The 18720-nt window shown below is 42.2% G+C and carries 13 protein-coding genes, 1 other RNA gene and 1 other annotated feature; of the genes, 2 read left to right on the top strand and 12 right to left on the bottom strand.

Annotated elements, in window-relative coordinates; all coding sequences use genetic code 11:
• Positions 1–81 precede the first annotated feature (81 nt).
• Positions 82–1353, top strand: a complete 1272-nt coding sequence (locus tag AA980_RS13310; protein WP_024029979.1) for a replication-associated recombination protein A — start codon at positions 82–84, stop codon at positions 1351–1353.
• Positions 1354–1424: 71 nt separating this feature from the next.
• On the opposite strand, the gene AA980_RS13305 is transcribed toward AA980_RS13310, so the two are convergent.
• From AA980_RS13305 to AA980_RS26950, 7 genes are all read right to left on the bottom strand, one after another.
• Positions 1425–2375: an ABC transporter permease gene (locus tag AA980_RS13305; protein ID WP_024029980.1), complete on the bottom strand. Its 951-nt coding sequence runs from the start codon at positions 2373–2375 to the stop codon at positions 1425–1427.
• Positions 2368–3294: an ABC transporter ATP-binding protein gene (locus AA980_RS13300; RefSeq protein WP_024029981.1), complete on the bottom strand. Its 927-nt coding sequence runs from the start codon at positions 3292–3294 to the stop codon at positions 2368–2370. The genes AA980_RS13305 and AA980_RS13300 overlap by 8 nt, the downstream gene beginning before the upstream one ends.
• A gap of 161 nt (positions 3295–3455) precedes the next feature.
• A complete protein-coding gene (locus AA980_RS13295; RefSeq protein WP_024029982.1) occupies positions 3456–4223 on the bottom strand; it encodes a tRNA threonylcarbamoyladenosine dehydratase in 768 nt (255 codons plus the stop codon).
• 201 nt (positions 4224–4424) lie between these two features.
• A non-coding RNA gene (gene ssrS, locus AA980_RS26380) (6S RNA) lies at positions 4425–4621 on the bottom strand.
• 67 nt (positions 4622–4688) lie between these two features.
• On the bottom strand, positions 4689–6458 hold the full coding sequence (gene aspS / locus AA980_RS13290) for an aspartate--tRNA ligase (RefSeq protein ID WP_024029983.1): 1770 nt from the start codon (positions 6456–6458) through the stop codon (positions 4689–4691).
• A 2-nt stretch (positions 6459–6460) separates the two neighbouring features.
• Positions 6461–7735: a histidine--tRNA ligase gene (hisS, locus tag AA980_RS13285; protein ID WP_024029984.1), complete on the bottom strand. Its 1275-nt coding sequence runs from the start codon at positions 7733–7735 to the stop codon at positions 6461–6463.
• 275 nt (positions 7736–8010) lie between these two features.
• Positions 8011–8252, bottom strand: a binding site (T-box leader).
• A 60-nt stretch (positions 8253–8312) separates the two neighbouring features.
• Positions 8313–8498, bottom strand: a complete 186-nt coding sequence (locus tag AA980_RS26950) for a hypothetical protein (protein WP_156351208.1) — start codon at positions 8496–8498, stop codon at positions 8313–8315.
• 285 nt (positions 8499–8783) lie between these two features.
• Here AA980_RS26950 and AA980_RS13275 point away from each other — a divergent pair, with 285 nt between their 5' ends.
• Positions 8784–10553 (top strand): SH3 domain-containing protein, encoded by a 1770-nt coding sequence (locus tag AA980_RS13275; protein ID WP_024030150.1) that lies wholly within the window; start codon positions 8784–8786, stop codon positions 10551–10553.
• A gap of 44 nt (positions 10554–10597) precedes the next feature.
• Here AA980_RS13275 and dtd read toward each other — a convergent pair whose 3' ends face one another.
• The 5 genes from dtd to secDF all read right to left on the bottom strand — a co-directional run bounded on the left by dtd (position 10598) and on the right by secDF (position 18684).
• Complete coding sequence (dtd, locus tag AA980_RS13270; protein ID WP_024030151.1) at positions 10598–11041, bottom strand: D-aminoacyl-tRNA deacylase; 444 nt, start codon at positions 11039–11041, stop codon at positions 10598–10600.
• An 11-nt stretch (positions 11042–11052) separates the two neighbouring features.
• Complete coding sequence (locus tag AA980_RS13265; protein WP_024030152.1) at positions 11053–13248, bottom strand: RelA/SpoT family protein; 2196 nt, start codon at positions 13246–13248, stop codon at positions 11053–11055.
• 212 nt (positions 13249–13460) lie between these two features.
• Positions 13461–13973 carry an adenine phosphoribosyltransferase gene (locus tag AA980_RS13260; protein WP_024030153.1) on the bottom strand — a complete coding sequence of 171 codons (513 nt, stop codon included), beginning with the start codon at positions 13971–13973 and terminating at the stop codon, positions 13461–13463.
• A complete protein-coding gene (gene recJ / locus AA980_RS13255) occupies positions 13964–16327 on the bottom strand; it encodes a single-stranded-DNA-specific exonuclease RecJ (RefSeq protein ID WP_024030154.1) in 2364 nt (787 codons plus the stop codon). The genes AA980_RS13260 and recJ overlap by 10 nt, the downstream gene beginning before the upstream one ends.
• A gap of 95 nt (positions 16328–16422) precedes the next feature.
• On the bottom strand, positions 16423–18684 hold the full coding sequence (secDF, locus tag AA980_RS13250; protein WP_024030155.1) for a protein translocase subunit SecDF: 2262 nt from the start codon (positions 18682–18684) through the stop codon (positions 16423–16425).
• Between the last annotated feature and the right edge of the window lie 36 nt (positions 18685–18720).

Raw genomic sequence — 18720 nt, 5'->3', positions numbered from 1 at the left:
ATTATAACACATTCTTCTTCAATATGCTTTTAGCAGTGAAAATGGTAAGATGGAAGTGAATATTTTTTTGGAGAGATGTATATGCAGCAAAAGCCTTTAGCCTATCGGATGCGTCCTAGAACGATTGAAGAAGTCGCAGGCCAGGAACATTTGGTTGGTGACGGAAAAATAATTGCCAGAATGGTAAAAGCAAAACAGCTGACATCGATGATATTATATGGGCCACCAGGAATTGGAAAAACTTCGATTGCCAGCGCAATTGCCGGCAGTACCAAATATGCCTTTCGGACGCTTAACGCCGTTACGAACAATAAAAAAGATATGGAAATCGTCGCTGCTGAGGCGAAAATGTCGGGGAAAGTCATTCTGCTTCTCGATGAAGTCCATCGTTTAGATAAAGCGAAGCAGGATTTTTTACTTCCCTACTTGGAAAACGGAATGATTGTATTAATCGGGGCAACAACGAGCAATCCCTACCATGCGATTAATCCTGCAATCCGCAGCCGCTGTCAAATTTTTGAACTAAAGCCGTTATCACCTGCTGAAGTGAGACAAACCTTAACCCGCGCCCTTGAAGATGAAGAACGGGGTTTGGGGGAATTGAAAGTTGAGATATCTGATGAAGCTTTACAGCATTTCGCTCAAGGCTCCAACGGGGATGTCAGGAGCTCCTTAAATGCTCTCGAGCTAGCAGTACTTTCTACGGATAAAGATGAGAATAGCATTATCCATATCGATGTGAAAACAGCCGAGGAATGCCTGCAAAAGAAAAGCTTGGTGGCTGATAAAGACGGGGATGGCCACTATGACGTTTTGTCGGCATTTCAAAAATCGATACGCGGTAGTGACGTTAATGCTGCCCTCCATTATCTTGGTAGATTAATTGAAGCTGGTGACATGCCAAGTATCAGCCGGCGCTTAATTGTAATTGCGTACGAAGACGTGGGCCTTGCTAATCCACAGGCGGGAGCTCGCACGCTAGCCGCAATTGAAACAGCTGAAAGAATTGGCTTTCCAGAAGCACGGATACCGTTAGCCAACGCTGTGATTGAGCTATGCCTATCACCTAAGTCCAATTCTGCAGTCTTAGCCATTTCTGCCGCACTTGAGGATATTCAAAAAGGAATTGTCGGAGAAATCCCGGATCACCTGCGTGATGCCCATTATAAAGGAGCAAAAGAGCTCGGCAGAGGAATTGGCTACAAATATCCACATGACTATGAAAACGGCTGGGTCCCGCAGCAATACTTACCAAACAAACTAAAAAACAAACAATACTACCAGCCAAAGAAAACCGGAAAATTCGAACAAGCACTCGCAATCGTATACGCAAAATTAACACGCTCGAAATAGTAAATAAGGTGTCAGGCACCATGTGAAAATTTCACATAGTGCCTGACACCTTTTGTTAATTTTTGGAACCCTTAAGCTGCGACGTCTCGTTTTTTGAAGACGTAGAAGGCTAGGAATTGGAATATGGCAAAGTAGATTAGGAGCATGGTGATGGAGAAGGGAAGGGTCATTCCATCTACCATTGGCGTTCCTTCAAAATATTGTCTTAAATCCGTGTTCGCAAACAATAGGTATTTTGCCCAATTAAATTTCATTGATAACAAGGCAGTGAATTGAGCACCAGTAAACAATAAAAACAGTGATAAACCGATGGCCAGTGAGCTATTTCGGAAGACAGATGAAATCATGAAGGCCATTGTCACTAGCATGATCGTGGCAATTGAACTTAATCCATAATCGATAAGCAAATGGACAACAATATTTTGCTCAGAAACTTGTCCATTGAAATAATTTAAATACGGTATAGCTTTTTCAGGCATGCCAAACAGAATTGCACCAAGTGCGGTTGAAAAAACAAACAAAATCGCCAGTAAGAACAAGGCAAATAATAGTACCGTTAAATATTTCGATAGGAGGATTTTTGTCCTATTGATGGGCCGTATCAATAACAATTTAATGGTTCCCCAGTTAAATTCACTAGCAACAATTCCAGCGGAAATAATAATGATGAATAAACCAGCCAACATGATCAACTGCGAAGAATCTTTTACAAATGACCAAACCGTATATTTTTCCCTTGTTGGAATATCATGCTCAATGCGGTATTCATTAATGGCGATTTCTTTTTTGAAAAATTCCTTTTCGATTTTTGTCCGACTTTGTGCCAACTGCTGCTTTAAAGCATTGTTTTCCTCTTGTAAAACTTGCTGCCAATTGCTATCCTGGACAAAATCTTTATCATTGTGTTGTGCCTTAATAATAATCCCCACAAGGGCAATACAAACGATAAGAATCCCAATCATTACAAAGGTTCCAGGGCGTTTAAAAATTTTCATCCATTCATTTTTGATTAGATTAACCACGGGTTGCCGCCCCCTTTTCCGCTGTCACTTCGAGGAAGCGATCTTCTAATGTTTTTGCCACTTCTTTTATCCCGAAAACCTTAATATCTTCTTGAACAAAAACCTTCACGATATTCGGAATTTCTATTTTCGGAAGCTCAACAGCTACTCCATTGCTAGAGAGGGTTGCGCTAGCATGTGGATAATATGTCCGCAAAATTGATAGCGCTGCTTCACTCGGGGTGACTTCCAGCTCATACATGACTTCGCTGCCGTTGACAAATTCCTTCATATGCTGGACATCAATTAGTCGTCCATTTTGAATAATCCCAATCCGGTCACACATCATTTCCATTTCAGAAAGCAAGTGGCTGGAGACAATAACGGCCATATTTTTTTCACGCGCCAGCAGGCGGACATAATCGCGGATTTCTCGAATACCCGCAGGGTCAAGGCCGTTTGTGGGCTCGTCAAGGATGAGCACATCTGGGTCATGCAACAGACATTGTGCTAAGCCTAATCGTTGGCGCATTCCAAGTGAATAAGTTTTCACTTTGTCGTTGATTCTGTCAGTTAAACCAACCAGTTCCACTGTTTCGCGGATTTTTTCCTTTGTAATCCCTTTTGACATTCTTGCATAATGAACAAGGTTCTGATATCCGCTTAAAAATTTATACATTTCAGGATTTTCAACGATGGCCCCGACATGTCTGACCGCTTCTTCAAACTGGGATTTTATGCTGGCACCACCAATGGTAATGTCTCCCGATGTAATCCCCATTAAGCCGACAATCATCCGAATAGTCGTCGTTTTCCCGGCACCATTTGGCCCTAAGAAACCGAAAACCTCACCTTTATTCACTTGGAAGCTGATATCGTCTATAATCGTTCTTCCTTTTATCACTTTCGTTACATTTGTTAGTTCCACTATTGTTTCCAAACTCTCTCTCCTCTCTATGTATCCCACCTTAGTTTAACTGATTGTTGAAAAAATTTCCTAGTATATTATAACCTTATTTTTTTATTTTCTAAAAACGACCGGGGTTGAATCATTTCTAAATAGTAAAAAACCCTAAACCATCTAGGCTTAGGGTACAGCAATCATTTCTCATCCGAAACACGTTGTATCTTAATATCTTTAAGTAATTCCCTCACCACATAGCTCGCCATGATCAAACCTGCAGCTGATGGGACAAAGGCATTGGAGGCTGGCGGCATTTGTGCTTTGCGAATCGCGGCATTCTCGTTGCCGACCTCTTTCTTAATATCTTCGCGAATCACAATTGGACTTTCATCAGAAAAAACAACCGGAATTCCTTTATGGATTCGTTCCTTCCGCAGCTTGGTGCGAATTACCTTCGCAATCGGGTCGGTATGAGTTTTGGAGATGTCCGCAATCATAAAACGGGTTGGATCCATTTTATTGGCCGCCCCCATACTCGAAATAATTGGAATATCTCTTTTTAAACATTCTTTCATTAAATGAATTTTATAAACAATCGTATCAGAGGCGTCGACGACAAAATCCAAGTTGTAGCCAAAAATCTCCTCATACGTTTCCTCTGTGTAAAACATCTTCAGCGCAATTACTTCGCAGTCGGGATTGATATCCTTAATCCGCTCCTGCATAATGTCAACTTTCGGTCTACCGACAGTTGACAGCAAAGCAATTAGCTGTCGATTAATATTTGTGATATCAACATCATCTTTATCGATTAATACCAAACGGCCGACTCCAGAGCGGGCCAATGCTTCTGCAGCGAACGAACCAACTCCGCCGATACCTAAAACAGCGACCGTGCTGTTTTTCATAATTTCGAGCCCTTCTTTACCAACCGCAAGCTCATTACGGGAAAATTGATGCAGCATTTTATCTTCACTCCAAATTCAAATTCATAATTCATTTTTCATAAATTCATTTTCGTAATTAAAGTTATTTTTTCACCTAAAAAATATATCATACTATTCGATAAAAACAAGTATCTTTATAGGAATTATGTAGATAAAACAAAAATAAAACCTCCTACCCGCGTTCTCCGCAGTCAGGAGGTTGATTTTTTGGGAATAGAAAAGAGTCCCAATGGTGCCGTTGCTTCTAGGTCCTTAGTTTTGATCCCGCTCTCAGCAGGTGGGTGTCCTGTTTCCGGTATTGTAAGTCCCCTTACCCGTCATAGGGTGGGGCATTTACGCAATCAGAAAACTCAGACTCCCGGATAAATAATGTTCGGTCAAAACTTCAGGTAACACAACGTACATCTCAGGACTCTTCTTTAATTGCTTTTATATTATCACATTATCTTACTGTATTCAAGTTTTCATGAAAGCGAATTCCTGTTATTTTTTAACATTTAGTGACAAGTTTAGTTCAACTAATTGGGCCTCGGAAACTTCACCCGGTGCATTCGTTAATAAACAGCTTGCACTAGCGGTTTTCGGGAAGGCAATCGTATCACGCAAGTTGGAGCTGCCGGCTAACAGCATTACCAAGCGGTCAAGGCCGAGTGCGATTCCGCCATGCGGAGGAGTTCCATATTCAAACGCATTCATTAGGAAGCCGAACTGTTCCTTCGCTTCTTCCGGTGAAAAACCAAGGACACTGAACATTTTTTCCTGAACTGGCCGTTCAAAAATCCGCAGTGATCCGCCACCAAGCTCATAGCCGTTCAGGACAAGGTCATAGGCCTGTGCTCGGACCTTTCCTGGGTCAGAATCCAGGTATTCAAGGTCTTCCCTAAATGGCATCGTAAACGGATGGTGGGCAGCGTAATAACGGCCTTCTTCCTCATCATACTCAAGCAGCGGCCAGTCTGTCACCCAAAGGAAATGAAATAAGCTATTATCGATTAATCCCAATTCTTTTCCCAGCTTAAGTCTTAAAGCGCCAAGGGCGTCCGCAACAACATTTTTCTTATCTGCAACAAATAGGAGTAAGTCCCCTTCCGAAGCCTCAAGAGTCGCTTTAAGTGCCTGCGCATCTTCAGCCGAGAAGAATTTCGCAATCGGCCCCTTCAGACCTTCTGCATCCACCTTTAACCAGGCAAGTCCTTTCGCGCCATAAACGGCCGTGAACTCGGTTAACGCATCAATATCTTTACGGGAATACTTATCTGCCGAGCCTTTTACATTCAAAGCTTTGACTTGGCCGCCACCGGCAACTGCACCGGCAAACACCTTAAAGCCTGAATCCTTGACGATTTCCGATACGTCGACAAGCTCAAGGCCAAAACGGGTATCCGGTTTATCGGAACCAAATCGGCTCATCGCCTCATCGTAAGTCATCCGCGGGAAGGCTGCCGGCACTTCCACACCTTTTACTTCCCTCATCAGCTGGGTCATCATTTTTTCCATCATGCCCATGATGTCCTCTTGGCTTAAGAAGCTTGTTTCAATATCAATTTGCGTAAATTCGGGCTGGCGGTCGGCACGCAGGTCCTCGTCACGGAAACAGCGGGCAATTTGGTAATAGCGCTCAATTCCTCCGACCATCAGCAATTGTTTAAACAGCTGCGGTGATTGGGGCAGCGCGTAGAATTCACCTGGATGAACACGGCTTGGAACTAAATAATCGCGTGCACCTTCTGGCGTACTTTTTGTCAAAATTGGTGTTTCGATGTCTAAGAAGCCTTCGCCGTCAAGAAAGTCGCGAATTTGCTTCGTCACCTGATGACGCATTTTTAATGTTTCAAAAATGACCGGGCGGCGGAAGTCTAAATAACGATATTTCAAGCGAACATCTTCTGACGCATCTGTATTATCAGAAATCGTAAACGGTGGCGTTTTCGCCTCATTGATAATCGTTACTGCATCAGCTTGGATTTCAATTTTACCTGTTTTAAGGTTCTCATTAACAGTTCCAGCTTCACGGGCAACGACTGTCCCAACAACATCAAGAACAAATTCACTGCGGATTTTTTCCGCTGTTTGAAGTGCTTCCTTTGATAAATCAGGATTAAAGACTACCTGAACAATTCCCGAGCGGTCGCGCAAATCGATAAAAATTAAGCCGCCAAGGTCGCGCCGCTTTTGCACCCAGCCCTTTAACGTAACTTTTTCCCCAACTGCAGACTCTGGTACTTCACCGCAAAAATAGGATCTTCCAAACATTGTTACTCCCCCTTTAATCCTTGAAAATACTGAACAAAAGAATCAAGTTCTATTTCAACTTGGTCACCCGTCGCCATATTTTTCAAATTAATTTTTTTATTCTTAAGCTCATCTTCGCCAAGAACGGCAACATACTTGGCTTTCAGGCGGTCCGCCGCTTTAAATTGAGCCTTAAATTTTCGATCCAAGTAATCTCTTTCAGCTGAAATACCAGCCATGCGCAGCTGCTGCAGGAGTCCTACCGTATAATCCTTCGCTTCCTCTCCGAGAGCAGCCAGGTAACAATCAATCCCTTGATCCGTATCCAATTCGATTCCCTCTGCATTTAGCGCGGCAATAAACCGTTCAATGCTTAAGGCGAAGCCGATTCCTGGTGTTTCCGGACCGCCAATCTCTTCCGCTAAACCGTTATAACGTCCGCCGCCGCATAAAGTGGTAATCGCCCCGAAGCCTTCAGCGTTACTCATAATCTCAAAAGCGGTGTGGTTATAATAATCTAAGCCGCGGACTAGGTTCGCATCGACTTCAAACGGGATATCAAGCTGGGTTAAATACTGCTGTAATTTTTCAAAATATGCTTTAGAAAAATCGTTTAAAAATTCTAATATAGAAGGTGCAGATTTCATTAATTCATGGTCACGGTCCTGTTTACAATCCAAGATGCGCAGTGGATTTTTCTCCAAACGATTCTGGCAGTCATGACAAAACTCACCGATTCTCGGTTTGAAGTGATTAACCAGCGCATCACGGTGTGCGACGCGGCTCTCTTTATCGCCAAGACTGTTGATAATAAGCTTTAATTTCTGCAAACCCATTTCTTTATACAGATTCATCGCCAGCGAAATGACTTCGGCATCAATTGCCGGATCGTTACTGCCGAGCGCCTCAACACCAAACTGGACAAACTGGCGGAAGCGGCCTGCCTGCGGGCGTTCGTAGCGAAACATTGGCCCCATATAATAAAGCTTTACAGGCTGGTTAGCGTAGCCGAACATTTTTTTCTCGACAAACGAGCGGACGACTGCCGCAGTGCCTTCGGGGCGAAGCGTGATACTTCGTTTCCCCCGATCTTCGAAGGTGTACATTTCTTTTTGAACTATATCAGTGCTGTCGCCAACCCCTCGTGAAAATAATTCGGTTGATTCAAAAATCGGGGTGCGAATTTCTTGATATTGATATTTTTCACAAAGTTCTCTCGCCTTTGCTTCAATCAACTGCCATTTTTCTACTTCTCCTGGCAGTATGTCCTGCGTGCCTCTTGGAATACTGATTGACATAGCAGAAACCTCCTCTTCAATACTGATTTATGTAAAAAATTTTAAGCAAAAGGCTGTGTTAAAGTACATTGTTGATTTTGAGCACAATGTTGATTGGAGTGGAAGGCGCGAGACTCCTGCGGGATCAGCGGGACAGGTGAGACCCCGCAGGCGCTTTAGCGCCGAGGAGGCTCACCGCCCGCCCCGCGAACCGCTCGCGCCTGGAACGGAAATCAACATTCTCTTTTAACAGTGCCTAGCGAAAAATAAAAAAACTCCCATCCCTTGTAATAAATACAAGGGACGAGAGTTTATAGTCCCGCGGTACCACCCTAGTTGAATAGCCTTCAAAAAAAGCTATCCCTCTTAAACAGTTAACGCCTGCTACGTTCTTCTCCTACTAGAGCCCTGAGCTTTTTCAGAGAGAAGCCTACGGAGTGTTCATTCATTAAGGCACATGCAGAAATGCTTTCAGCCCAAGGCATTTCCTCTCTTTTCATGGGTGAGCTTAATTACTATGCTCCATCAATGGTTATTTCCCTATTTGTTTTATATTTATATAATAATACGGAGCATTGTACGCAATGTCAAGAGCGTTTTAAGACCTTTCTAAATGTTTTTTTAACTTTCTGACATCACCTATCGATAAACCGAATTCTGAAGCTAGTTCAAACGAGGTTGACTGCTGTTCTTGTTGAATAAAATCATGAAAATCGACGCCAAAAAGACGGCCATCCATCGATTGTATGTTCATTCCCTTTTCACTTGATCGCAAATAAATCACCCCTGTTCCCTTCTTCTTTATTGTTATTATTTCCATACAAGCGGAAAAAATTGCATCAAAAATGGGTAATTTGTTGCTTTGATGGCCTTATTTAACATTTTAGGAATGATTTTCACGTTCTTTTACGCTAAAATAATAGAAGTAGAGAAGCGTAAGCGCCTTGTCCAAGGGCATGTGTTTAGACCAGCAAGCGAGAAGGTTGCTCTTTAACCTTCTTGACTGATTGGCTGTAGACCTGCGAGCCCCTAGGCGCTTAAGCAAAACAAACAGAAAAAGGAGGGTGTTATGTTTAAAAAATTCAACCTGCTGCTAGTAGGCATCATTCTTATTTTCGGAGCCTTCCTGCCGCAGGGGAAAAGTATCGCTGCAACCGGTTCTATAACCATTTCCACCGATACTGTCAATGTTCGCGGCGGCCCAGGCTTAAGCTATCCCCTTGTGAAAATAGCAAAACGGGGTGAAAAGTATTCAATTGTATCAGAAAAAGATGATTGGATTGAAATTCAATTATCTTTTGGAAAAACAGGCTGGGTCGTTAATTGGCTGGTCTCAAAAGAAAATGCGGCGACAACAGCCAGTACAGCCAAGGCATCCGGTTCAAAAAGCACAAGCGCCGCTGCCAAAACAGATCAATTACGGGTTCGCTCTGGACCTGGGACAAGCTTCCCGATAGTCGGTTTCTTGAATAAAGGCCAGCAAGTAACGGTGCTTGACCAAAATGAAAACTGGTGTAAAATCAGCTCATCATCCACTGAGGTATGGGTTGCAAGTGATTTTTTAGAGTATAAAACTGTTAAGCAGGAAAATACTCCAGCAATGCCGCCTGAGAAGACTGTAACCAGCGGCGTGGTGAATGGTGATACCTTAAATGTCCGTAAAGAACCATCTTCTTCAAGTACTATGGTTGGAAAATTAACAAAAGGCACGACTGTAACCATTTATTCAAAACAAAATAATTGGATGGAAGTCGGTTTTTCATCATTAAGAGGCTGGGTAAGTGCGGAGTTTATTGACACCTCTGCCTCACCCCCCTCGAATGACACAGCAAAAAAACAATCGAGCGGTATGAACGGGACGGTCACTGCAGGAAGTCTAAGCGTCCGCTCAGGAGCATCATTGGATTCAGGCATCATTGGCTCTGTATCGCTGGGTCAAAGCTTTACTATTTTGGAAGAGTTTAATAATTGGGCAAAAATAGAGTTTAAGTCTGGTAGTTTTGGCTGGGTTGCCGGCTGGTATCTTGAAAAGTCAGCAGTGAAAACGAATACTGGACAAGCTGTGAAGGAAAGCAAGGTTACCATTCTGCAAAATGGAACAAATATCCGAAAAGGGCCAAATGTTCAATCGGATGTTGTGGAGCGGGCTAACGCAGGCGATACCTTCTCAGTACAAAGTTTAGCGAATGACTGGTATGAAGTGAAACTGAAGAACGGTAAAACGGGCTTTGTTGCTGGCTGGATTGTTTCCACAAACGGCGCGAATCCGCAAATTGTGAAGTCAGGAGCCGAAGGTTATCTGAAAAATAAAACCATTGTTCTCGATCCAGGACATGGCGGCGGGGATAACGGGGCTACAGGGGCAGCCGGAACATTAGAAAAGGAGTTAACACTTCGAACAGCTCAGCTTTTATATGATAAATTAAGGGCTGCTGGAGCGAATGTCTATTTAACTAGAAATAATGATTCTTTCCTTCCGCTTCCATCCCGTGTAAATACTGCACGCGCTTATCATGCTGATGCGTTTATCAGCCTGCATTATGACAGTAATTTAGATCGCAGCGTCCGTGGAATGACCGGCTATTATTATCATTCTTATCAAAAGTCACTAGCTGACACGCTTTACGCTTCAACTGTAGCGCAAACGAAATTGAAAAATCGCGGCGTCCGTTTTGGTGATTTCCATGTTGTTCGTGAAAATAGCCAAAAAGCTGTCCTTATGGAGCTTGGGTATTTGAGTAATCCCGAAGAAGAAATGACGCTGAAATCCAGCGGGTTTCAAGAAAGTGCTGCATCAGGATTGTATGATGGATTAGCAAGGTATTTCAAGAGTAATTAATATAAAAAGGCCCGGCACTTAAAATTCAAGTGCCGAGCCTTTTTTTATGCTTTACTCTCGACGATCAACGTCACTGGACCGTCATTGGTTAATTCAACATCCATCATGGCCCCAAACCGGCCTGTTTCAACGCGAATACCTTTTTCACGCAGCAGCTTGTTAAAAGTTTCATAAAGCACGACAGCCTGCTCTGGTCTAGCCGCCTCGATGAAACTAGGTCTTCTCCCCTTTCGGCAATCGCCGTAAAGGGTAAATTGGGAAACGGATAGAATTTCACCGCCGACATCCAGTAATGACAAATTCATTTTTTCATCCGCATCTTCAAAGATCCGTAAATTTGCAATTTTATCAGCTAAGTAAGCCGCATCCTCTTCTGTGTCCTCATGGGTCACACCGACTAGTAGGACAAGTCCTTTGGTAATTTCTCCAGTTACTTCACCAGCAACCGTTACCCGTGCGGCTTTACTGCGTTGAACAACTACTCTCATACCAATACTCCTTAATTCATAATCCTGCGGACGGAATAAATATCCGGGATTTGTTTAATTCGTTCGACAACCTTGTGCAAATGGTTTACATTGTGGATTGCAATTGACATGCTGATGGTTGCCATTTTATTACGGTCTGATTTCCCGGTGACAGCAGATATATTTGTTTTCGTCTCATTAACCGCTTGAAGCACTTCATTAAGAATTCCGTGGCGGTCATAGCCGTTGATTTCGATATCCACATTATATTCCTTGCGATCATTTAAGGAAGATTCCCACTCGACCGGAATTAACCTTGCCTGGGCATCATTCGAATCAATGTTCGTACAATCGGAACGGTGAACGGAGACACCGCGGCCCTTCGTAATGAAGCCAACAATTTCGTCGCCTGGAACCGGGTTACAGCATCTCGATAAACGAATTAACAGGTTGTCAATCCCTTGAACACGGACGCCGGATTCCCGTTTCTTACTTGAAGGGTATGTTTTTAAATCCGAAATCACATTGGTAATGCTCGCAGATTGTTCCTGGTCGCGTTTCTTGCGCCATTTCTCCGTTAAGCGGTTCGCTACCTGCAAGGCCGTGACCCCGTTATAGCCAACAGCGGCATACATATCTTCTTCATTGGAAAAATTAAATTTTTCAGCAACCTTTTTCAGATTGTCTGATGTTAAAATTTCTTTCAGCTCGAACTCCATGTTACGGATTTCTTTTTCGACTAGCTCTTTCCCCTTGACGACATTTTCATCACGGCGCTGCTTTTTAAAGAAGGCGCGGATTTTGTTCTTCGCCTGCGAAGTTTGTGCCAGCTTCAGCCAATCCTGACTTGGACCATAGGAATGTTTGGAGGTTAATATTTCAATAATATCCCCGGTCATCAGTCGATAGTCCAGCGTCACCATTTTGCCGTTCACTTTGGCGCCAATTGTTTTATTGCCTATTTCCGAGTGGATGCGATAAGCAAAATCGATTGGAACAGAACCGGATGGAAGTTCAATGACATCGCCTTTTGGTGTAAACACAAATACCATATCGGAGAACAGGTCAATTTTCAATGACTCCATAAACTCTTCGGCATTGGCGGTATCATTTTGGAACTCTAGAATCTCCCTGAACCAGGTTAATTTTTGTTCAAAAGAAGAGCTGTCACTGAGGGCTTTTCCTTCTTTATAGGCCCAGTGTGCTGCAACCCCGAATTCGGCAATCCGGTGCATCTCATAGGTGCGAATTTGCACTTCAAGCGGGTCGCCTTTCGGTCCAATTACGGTTGTATGCAGCGATTGATACATATTCGGCTTCGGCATCGCAATATAATCCTTAAAGCGGCCGGGCATCGGTTTCCAACAAGTGTGAATAATACCGAGAACCGCGTAGCAATCTTTAATGCTGTTGACGACAATCCTTACTGCAAGCAAATCGTAGATTTCACTGAATTGCTTATTTTGCAATGCCATTTTTCGATAAATACTATAAATATGCTTAGGACGGCCTGAAAGCTCTGCCTTGATCGAAACTTCACCCATCTGCGTCTTGACTTCCTCGATGACATCCTCGAGATATTGCTCCCGTTCCGCACGCTTTTTCTTCATTAAGTTAACAATCCGGTAGTATTGCTGCGGATTTAAATACCTTAATGCTGTATCTTCCAGCTCCCATTTTATCTTAGATATACCAAGACGATGTGCTAAAGGTGCAAAAATTTCAAGTGTCTCATTTGAAATTCGGCGCTGTTTCTCTACAGGAAGATGCTTCAGTGTCCGCATATTATGCAAACGGTCAGCAAGCTTAATGAGAATAACGCGAATATCCTGAGCCATTGCCACAAACATTTTCCGGTGGTTCTCGGCCTGCTGTTCCTCGTGAGATTTATATTTAATTTTCCCTAGTTTTGTTACCCCATCGACAAGCATCGCCACTTCGTCATTGAAAGCTTCCTCTAAATCTTTTAAGGATACAGTTGTATCTTCCACGACGTCGTGAAGAAAACCCGCAGCAACCGTCGCAGGATCCATCTCCAAGTCAGCTAGAATCCCTGCAACCTGGATGGGATGAATAATGTACGGCTCGCCTGATTTTCGATATTGTTCACGATGAGCATGTTTTGCGAATTCATACGCTTTTTTAACTAAATCAACATGCTCTTCATTTAAATAGGTCTTGGTCTTGTCGATGACTTGGTCGGCTGTCAACACTTGATCATTCGCCATGAAAATCACCTTTATTTTCGTCTCATTTTATTATTTAATGGTATTTTTGAAAATATTGTTACAAAATTAGAATGATTGTTTCTATTATCGAAAAAAATAGCGAAGATGTAAAGAGATTGTAAGTAATTTCTACAAATTATCGAGATATGTCGAATATTATTTTTTTATTATATAAAGAGAGCACCCTCATCTGAGTGCCCTCTAAGCTATTTTTAATAGTGCATAAGTGTTAAAATATCATAGCCGTCTAACTTTTTCCGGCCATCTAAATAGCTTAACTCAACTAAGAAAGCGATACCAGCGACTACTCCGCCGAGCTCTTCCACTAATTGAATCGTCGCTTCAATCGTACCGCCGGTTGCTAACAAATCATCCGTAATTAACACGCGTTGTCCAGGTTTAATTGCATCCTTATGAATCGTCAGTACGTCTTTTCCGTATTCCAGGCCATAGCTCACATTAATCGTTTCACGCGGCAGTTTGCCCTCTTTACGGACTGGGGCAAAGCCTACTCCCAGCGAATAAGCAACGGGACAGCCAATAATAAAGCCACGAGCTTCAGGTCCTACAATGATATCAATTTGTTTCTCTTTTGCATAAGAAACGATTTGGTCAGTTGCATATTTATATGCTTCACCATCATTCATTAATGGGGTAATATCTTTAAATTTAATTCCTGGCTTTGGCCAATCGGGTACGATGGTAATAAATTGCTTTAAATCCATTCTGTTATTGCCTCCTCAGTTTCTACCGACTCTTGGATAACTTGATCGAACCAGCCCTTTAAATCATGAAAGGACGAAAACAATAAATCCCGTTCAAGAGCATATTGCATCTGTTTGGTTTGATATGTTCTAGAGTCACTTAAATCACGCTTTTGCGCGCCGGTTGTTAAAGAAATAAATCCATTGTTTATTGTAACAAAATCCAGTTCAGAAAACACCTTTGCCATAAAGTTTATCGTTTCCTGTGACCAGCCGCGATGTTTGGCGATATCTTCGCCATATCGCTTAAGATCGATCGGACCTTTCTTTACTAAAAAGGCATAGAACCATTTAAAATGGTCACGGGTTGGAACCGTGCTGAAGAAATCACTGGATTTCTTATAAAAATAGGCATACACCCTTGCCGGCTGTTTCCCTTTTAATAAAACCACGAGAATCTCTTTTGAGGGCGGGAAGTCAACTAAGACGATATTTGCCTGGTTACAATTGAGAGCTTTTGCTTCCTCGATATCTTGAACATGAATGGTATCAGCCATCAATTCAGGGCTCATTTTTTCTAGATGTTCTTTATTAAAAATAATGAATTTCCTGTTTTCAGCAGGTACGGATTGAGCAATGGCGCTCATTCGCTTTTGCCCGCGATAGTCAAATAACTGCCATGAATTCACCGCGATATCGTGAATGAAAATTTGTGGTTTACGTATATTGTTCCATTCATTAATAGATAATTCCCCAATGAATGAAATTTTTGAAGCAGGTGAAATTTGGTCAACTAAAGCGCCTAACCCAAAACCTACTCCATCGAGATTGGCATCAGCTTCATTCACTAACACCTTTAAATGGTTTTGCTCACTGCCAATTTTTCTCATACTGGCAATTGTCGCATTATTTATTAAAACTTTTGGTTTAGGGTTGTCCATTCCAAAAGGAGAAAGCAGACTCATTTCTTCGACTGACGATACACTAATGTCTTCTAGACGGATTTCCTCATCAAGATAGGTTACTGGGACAAAATCCGCTTCAGTTAACTGCTCCTCAGCAAGGTTATTTAGTCTTGTCCGGAGCTCAGCAACATCCTCTAATTTCAAGGTCATTCCTGCAGCCATCGGGTGACCGCCAAAATGAGGAAGAATCTCACGGCAGGTCGATAAATTTTTGAACAGGTCAAAGCCGGCAATGCTCCGGGCAGATCCCTTTGCGACCCCTTTATCTGGATCAAAATTCAACACAATCGTTGGCCGGTAGTATTTATCAACTAGCCTTGAGGCGACAATGCCAATGACACCGGCATTCCAGCCTTCTTTACCGATGACGAGAACCTTATTGGATTCGATTGGATAATTTGTTTCCACTTCTTGAATCGCTTCAGCGGTTATCGCATTGACAATCGCTTGCCTGGTCTTATTTAACGCATCCATTTCTTCCGCTAAATGTTGTGCTTCCTCCGGGTCTCCTGTGAGGATAAGCTGAACGGCTAGGTCTGCATCTTCTAAGCGGCCCACGGCATTAATCCGCGGTGCAAGCGTAAAGCCAATCGTTTCTTCATTTATTGACAGAGGATCGACCCCAGCCAATTTTAAAATCGCTTTAAGACCGATATTTTTCGTAGCCTTTAACTTTTCAAGCCCTTTTTTTACAATCAACCGGTTTTCACCTTTTAATGAAACTAAATCGGCAATTGTTCCAATGACGGCAATTTCGAGTAAATGCTCTGGAACTGCTCCATAAAGGGCATGGGCAAGTTTAAACGCGACTCCTACTCCTGCCAGTTCCCGAAATGGATAGTCGCTATCCGGAAGTTTCGGGTGGATAATTGCAAGTGCTTCCGGTAAGACTGGCCCCGGTTCATGGTGGTCGGTAATGATTAGGTCAATTCCGATTTCTTTTGCCACTGCTGCTTCATGGAGAGCAGATATTCCAGTATCAACAGTAATAATTAATTTTATTCCACTTTCCGCCGCCTGACGAAATGCCGGTTCATTTGGTCCATATCCTTCAGTAAAACGATTTGGGATGTAGAATTGTACATTTGCTCCCAAGTCACGAAGGGCAATCATCAACACCGATGTACTGCTTACACCATCAGCGTCATAATCACCAAAAATAAGGATGGGTTCTTGCTTTTCAATTGCTTCTCGAATTCTCGCAACCGCGATATCCATCCCTTTTAATAAATACGGGTCATGAAATTCATCCTTGCCAAATAAAAAACACCGTGCAGATTCTAGGCTGTCTAAGCCACGGTTGACAAGCAGAGACGCAACTAGAGGTGTAATTTTCAACTCCTGAGCTAGCATTTTTACTAGATTGTGATCAGAACTGCGAACAATCCATCTTGATTTTGACTTTAACATTTGCTTGTTCACCCCTCAGACTTTCTTATTATACAGGAGCATTAAACAGCTTTCAATAAAGAAAAACCGCAGAAGTTCTGCGGTTTTTCCAAAAATTACACTTGTGGTTGATCTGAATATTTCTTTTTAACCTTTTCTGTTTTAATAACTCCCTTTTTCTTTAGCTCTCTACATTTCATAACAAACCATAGTGAACTTGCGATAAAAAGGGAAGAGTATACCCCGACAATTAATCCTACAAACAAGGCGATAGAGAAATTGCGGATCGATGCACTTCCGAAAATCATTAAACCTGTAGTAGCAATTAATACGGTTAAAACAGTGTTGATCGAACGCGTTAATGTTTGACGGATACTAACATTTACAACGTCAGCAATCTCCTGAACGGTTTTGAGACGCTTTTTCTTATGCAAGTTTTCACGAATCCGGTCAAAGGTAACGATTGTATCGTGGTTCGAATAACCAACAATTGTTAAAATAGCAGCAATAAAGGTTAAATCGACTTCAAGTCTTGTAAGACTAAAGAAGGCAATTATAAAGAACGCATCGTGAAGCAAGGAAATAACGGCCGCAATTGCCATATACAATTCAAATCGAATCGTAACGTAGAGAATAATTCCTATCGATGCAATCAAAACTGCTTTAACGGCATTTTTCGCCAGCTCTTTCCCAACTTCTGACGAAACAGCGCTGACATTCGGCTCTGAGCCGAATTCCTTATTAAACTCTGCTTTTAAATGGGCGATTTCATCTTTCGATAAAAAACCAACCAATCGAGCAGCGCCAATTTGTTTTTTATCTCCTGAAATGACCACGTCATCTGTTTTTAAATGAAGCTTGTCAAAAGCATTTTCAACCTGCGCCGTTGTTAAAGGTGTTTTGGATTGAATTTCAACGCGCGTGCCACTCGCAAAATCAATACCTAGGTTCAAACGGAAAATAGCAAGAATGATTATACCGGCAACGAGAAGCACACCTGAAAAAATGAAGAATTTATTTTTCATTTTAATAAAATCTAGCTTATCATATCTGGTTGGGAGATCTATTGTATCAAAATTTTCAGCAATATCATGAATTTTGGACGGATGTACACCAAACCAGGTTGGTTTCTTTTTAAATAATCCACTGTGAACCCATAAACCTAACAAAAACCTTGACCCGTATACAGCGGTGAGAAAACTCATAAAGATACTCACGAGTAACATCGTAGCAAACCCTTTTACAGAGCTTGTCCCATAGAAAAATAATACACCTGCTGTCAACATTGTTGTCAAGTTGGCATCAAGAATGGTCCTAAACGCATGATTTTCACCAGCCTGGAATGCTGATTTAATCGATTTACCAACTTTAATCTCATCTTTTATCCGCTCGTAGGTAATGATATTCGCGTCAACAGCCATACCAATCCCAAGAATAATCGCGGCAATTCCCGGCAGTGTTAATACCCCATTCATCCAATCAAAAACCAATAGAATCAAATAAATATAAATACTTAACGCAATAACTGCAATGAATCCTGGAAAACGATAATAGAAAATCATAAACAAGAAAATGATAGCGACACCGATGATTCCTGCAAAAATCGTCTCATTTAATGCCTGTTCCCCGAACTTAGCGCCGACAGACGTAGAGTACACTTCTGTAAGCTTTACCGGTAATGATCCAGCATTTAAAAGCGATGCCAAGGTTTGCGCTTCTTTTGCTGTAAAATTGCCCACAATTGAAACCGTATTTTGATTAAATACTTGCTTTACAGTTGGAGCTGATATATATTTTGGATTTGGTTTTGCTGATTCAGCTTTAAAGGAGTCTTTTCCCTCTTCAAAATCCATCCAAATAACAAGAACATTTGGATTCGTGTTCATAATTTCTTCAGATACTTTGCGGAATTTATTCGCATCATTTAATGTTAAACTAACGCTTGGTGCGCCCTTTTCATCAAAAGTTTGCTTTGCCCCGCCTTGCTTTAAGTCTGTGCCGTCCATCTTCAGCTGGTCATTTGCATCGCGGAACGATAAATTTGCCTGAGTAGACAAAATCTCACGTGCTTTGTTTTGGTCAGTGATTCCAGCCAGCTGAACGCGGATTCGGTTTGTTCCTTCAATTTGAATGCTCGGCTCACTTACCCCTAGGACGTTGATCCGTCTGTCGAGAGCTTCAGCGGTACTAGCCAATACCTCTTTATCAATCTTTTGACCTTTTTTCGCCGCCTCAACCTCGTACAAAACCTCAAATCCGCCTTGTAGGTCCAGTCCAAGTTTCATATTATTAATAACGTTTTTTGCTGTTGCTCCCATAGTACTTCCTGCAATTAAGATTACAAGAAAGAAAGCAATAATTCTGCTGCGCTTTACCATTATGTATTGTTCCTCCTTAGTGCCTGTGCCTTAGCA

Origin of the sequence: Neobacillus vireti, assembly GCF_001026695.1 — a bacterium.
Taxonomy (GTDB): Bacteria; Bacillota; Bacilli; order Bacillales; family Cytobacillaceae; genus Neobacillus; species Neobacillus vireti.
The sequence above is the reverse complement of the archived record's forward strand: the minus strand, read 5'-3'. Positions and strand labels throughout refer to the sequence as shown.

Excerpts from the sequence above, each read along its gene's own strand:
- recJ (WP_024030154.1), bottom strand. The coding sequence starts at position 16,327 with ATGTTAAAGTCAAAATCAAGATGGATTGTTCGCAGTTCTGATCACAAT.
- AA980_RS13275 (WP_024030150.1), top strand. The coding sequence starts at position 8,784 with ATGTTTAAAAAATTCAACCTGCTGCTAGTAGGCATCATTCTTATTTTC.
- dtd (WP_024030151.1), bottom strand. The coding sequence starts at position 11,041 with ATGAGAGTAGTTGTTCAACGCAGTAAAGCCGCACGGGTAACGGTTGCT.
- AA980_RS13295 (WP_024029982.1), bottom strand. The coding sequence starts at position 4,223 with ATGCTGCATCAATTTTCCCGTAATGAGCTTGCGGTTGGTAAAGAAGGG.
- AA980_RS13310 (WP_024029979.1), top strand. The coding sequence starts at position 82 with ATGCAGCAAAAGCCTTTAGCCTATCGGATGCGTCCTAGAACGATTGAA.
- secDF (WP_024030155.1), bottom strand. The coding sequence starts at position 18,684 with ATGGTAAAGCGCAGCAGAATTATTGCTTTCTTTCTTGTAATCTTAATT.
- AA980_RS13260 (WP_024030153.1), bottom strand. The coding sequence starts at position 13,973 with ATGGATTTAAAGCAATTTATTACCATCGTACCCGATTGGCCAAAGCCA.
- AA980_RS13265 (WP_024030152.1), bottom strand. The coding sequence starts at position 13,248 with ATGGCGAATGATCAAGTGTTGACAGCCGACCAAGTCATCGACAAGACC.
- hisS (WP_024029984.1), bottom strand. The coding sequence starts at position 7,735 with ATGTCAATCAGTATTCCAAGAGGCACGCAGGACATACTGCCAGGAGAA.
- aspS (WP_024029983.1), bottom strand. The coding sequence starts at position 6,458 with ATGTTTGGAAGATCCTATTTTTGCGGTGAAGTACCAGAGTCTGCAGTT.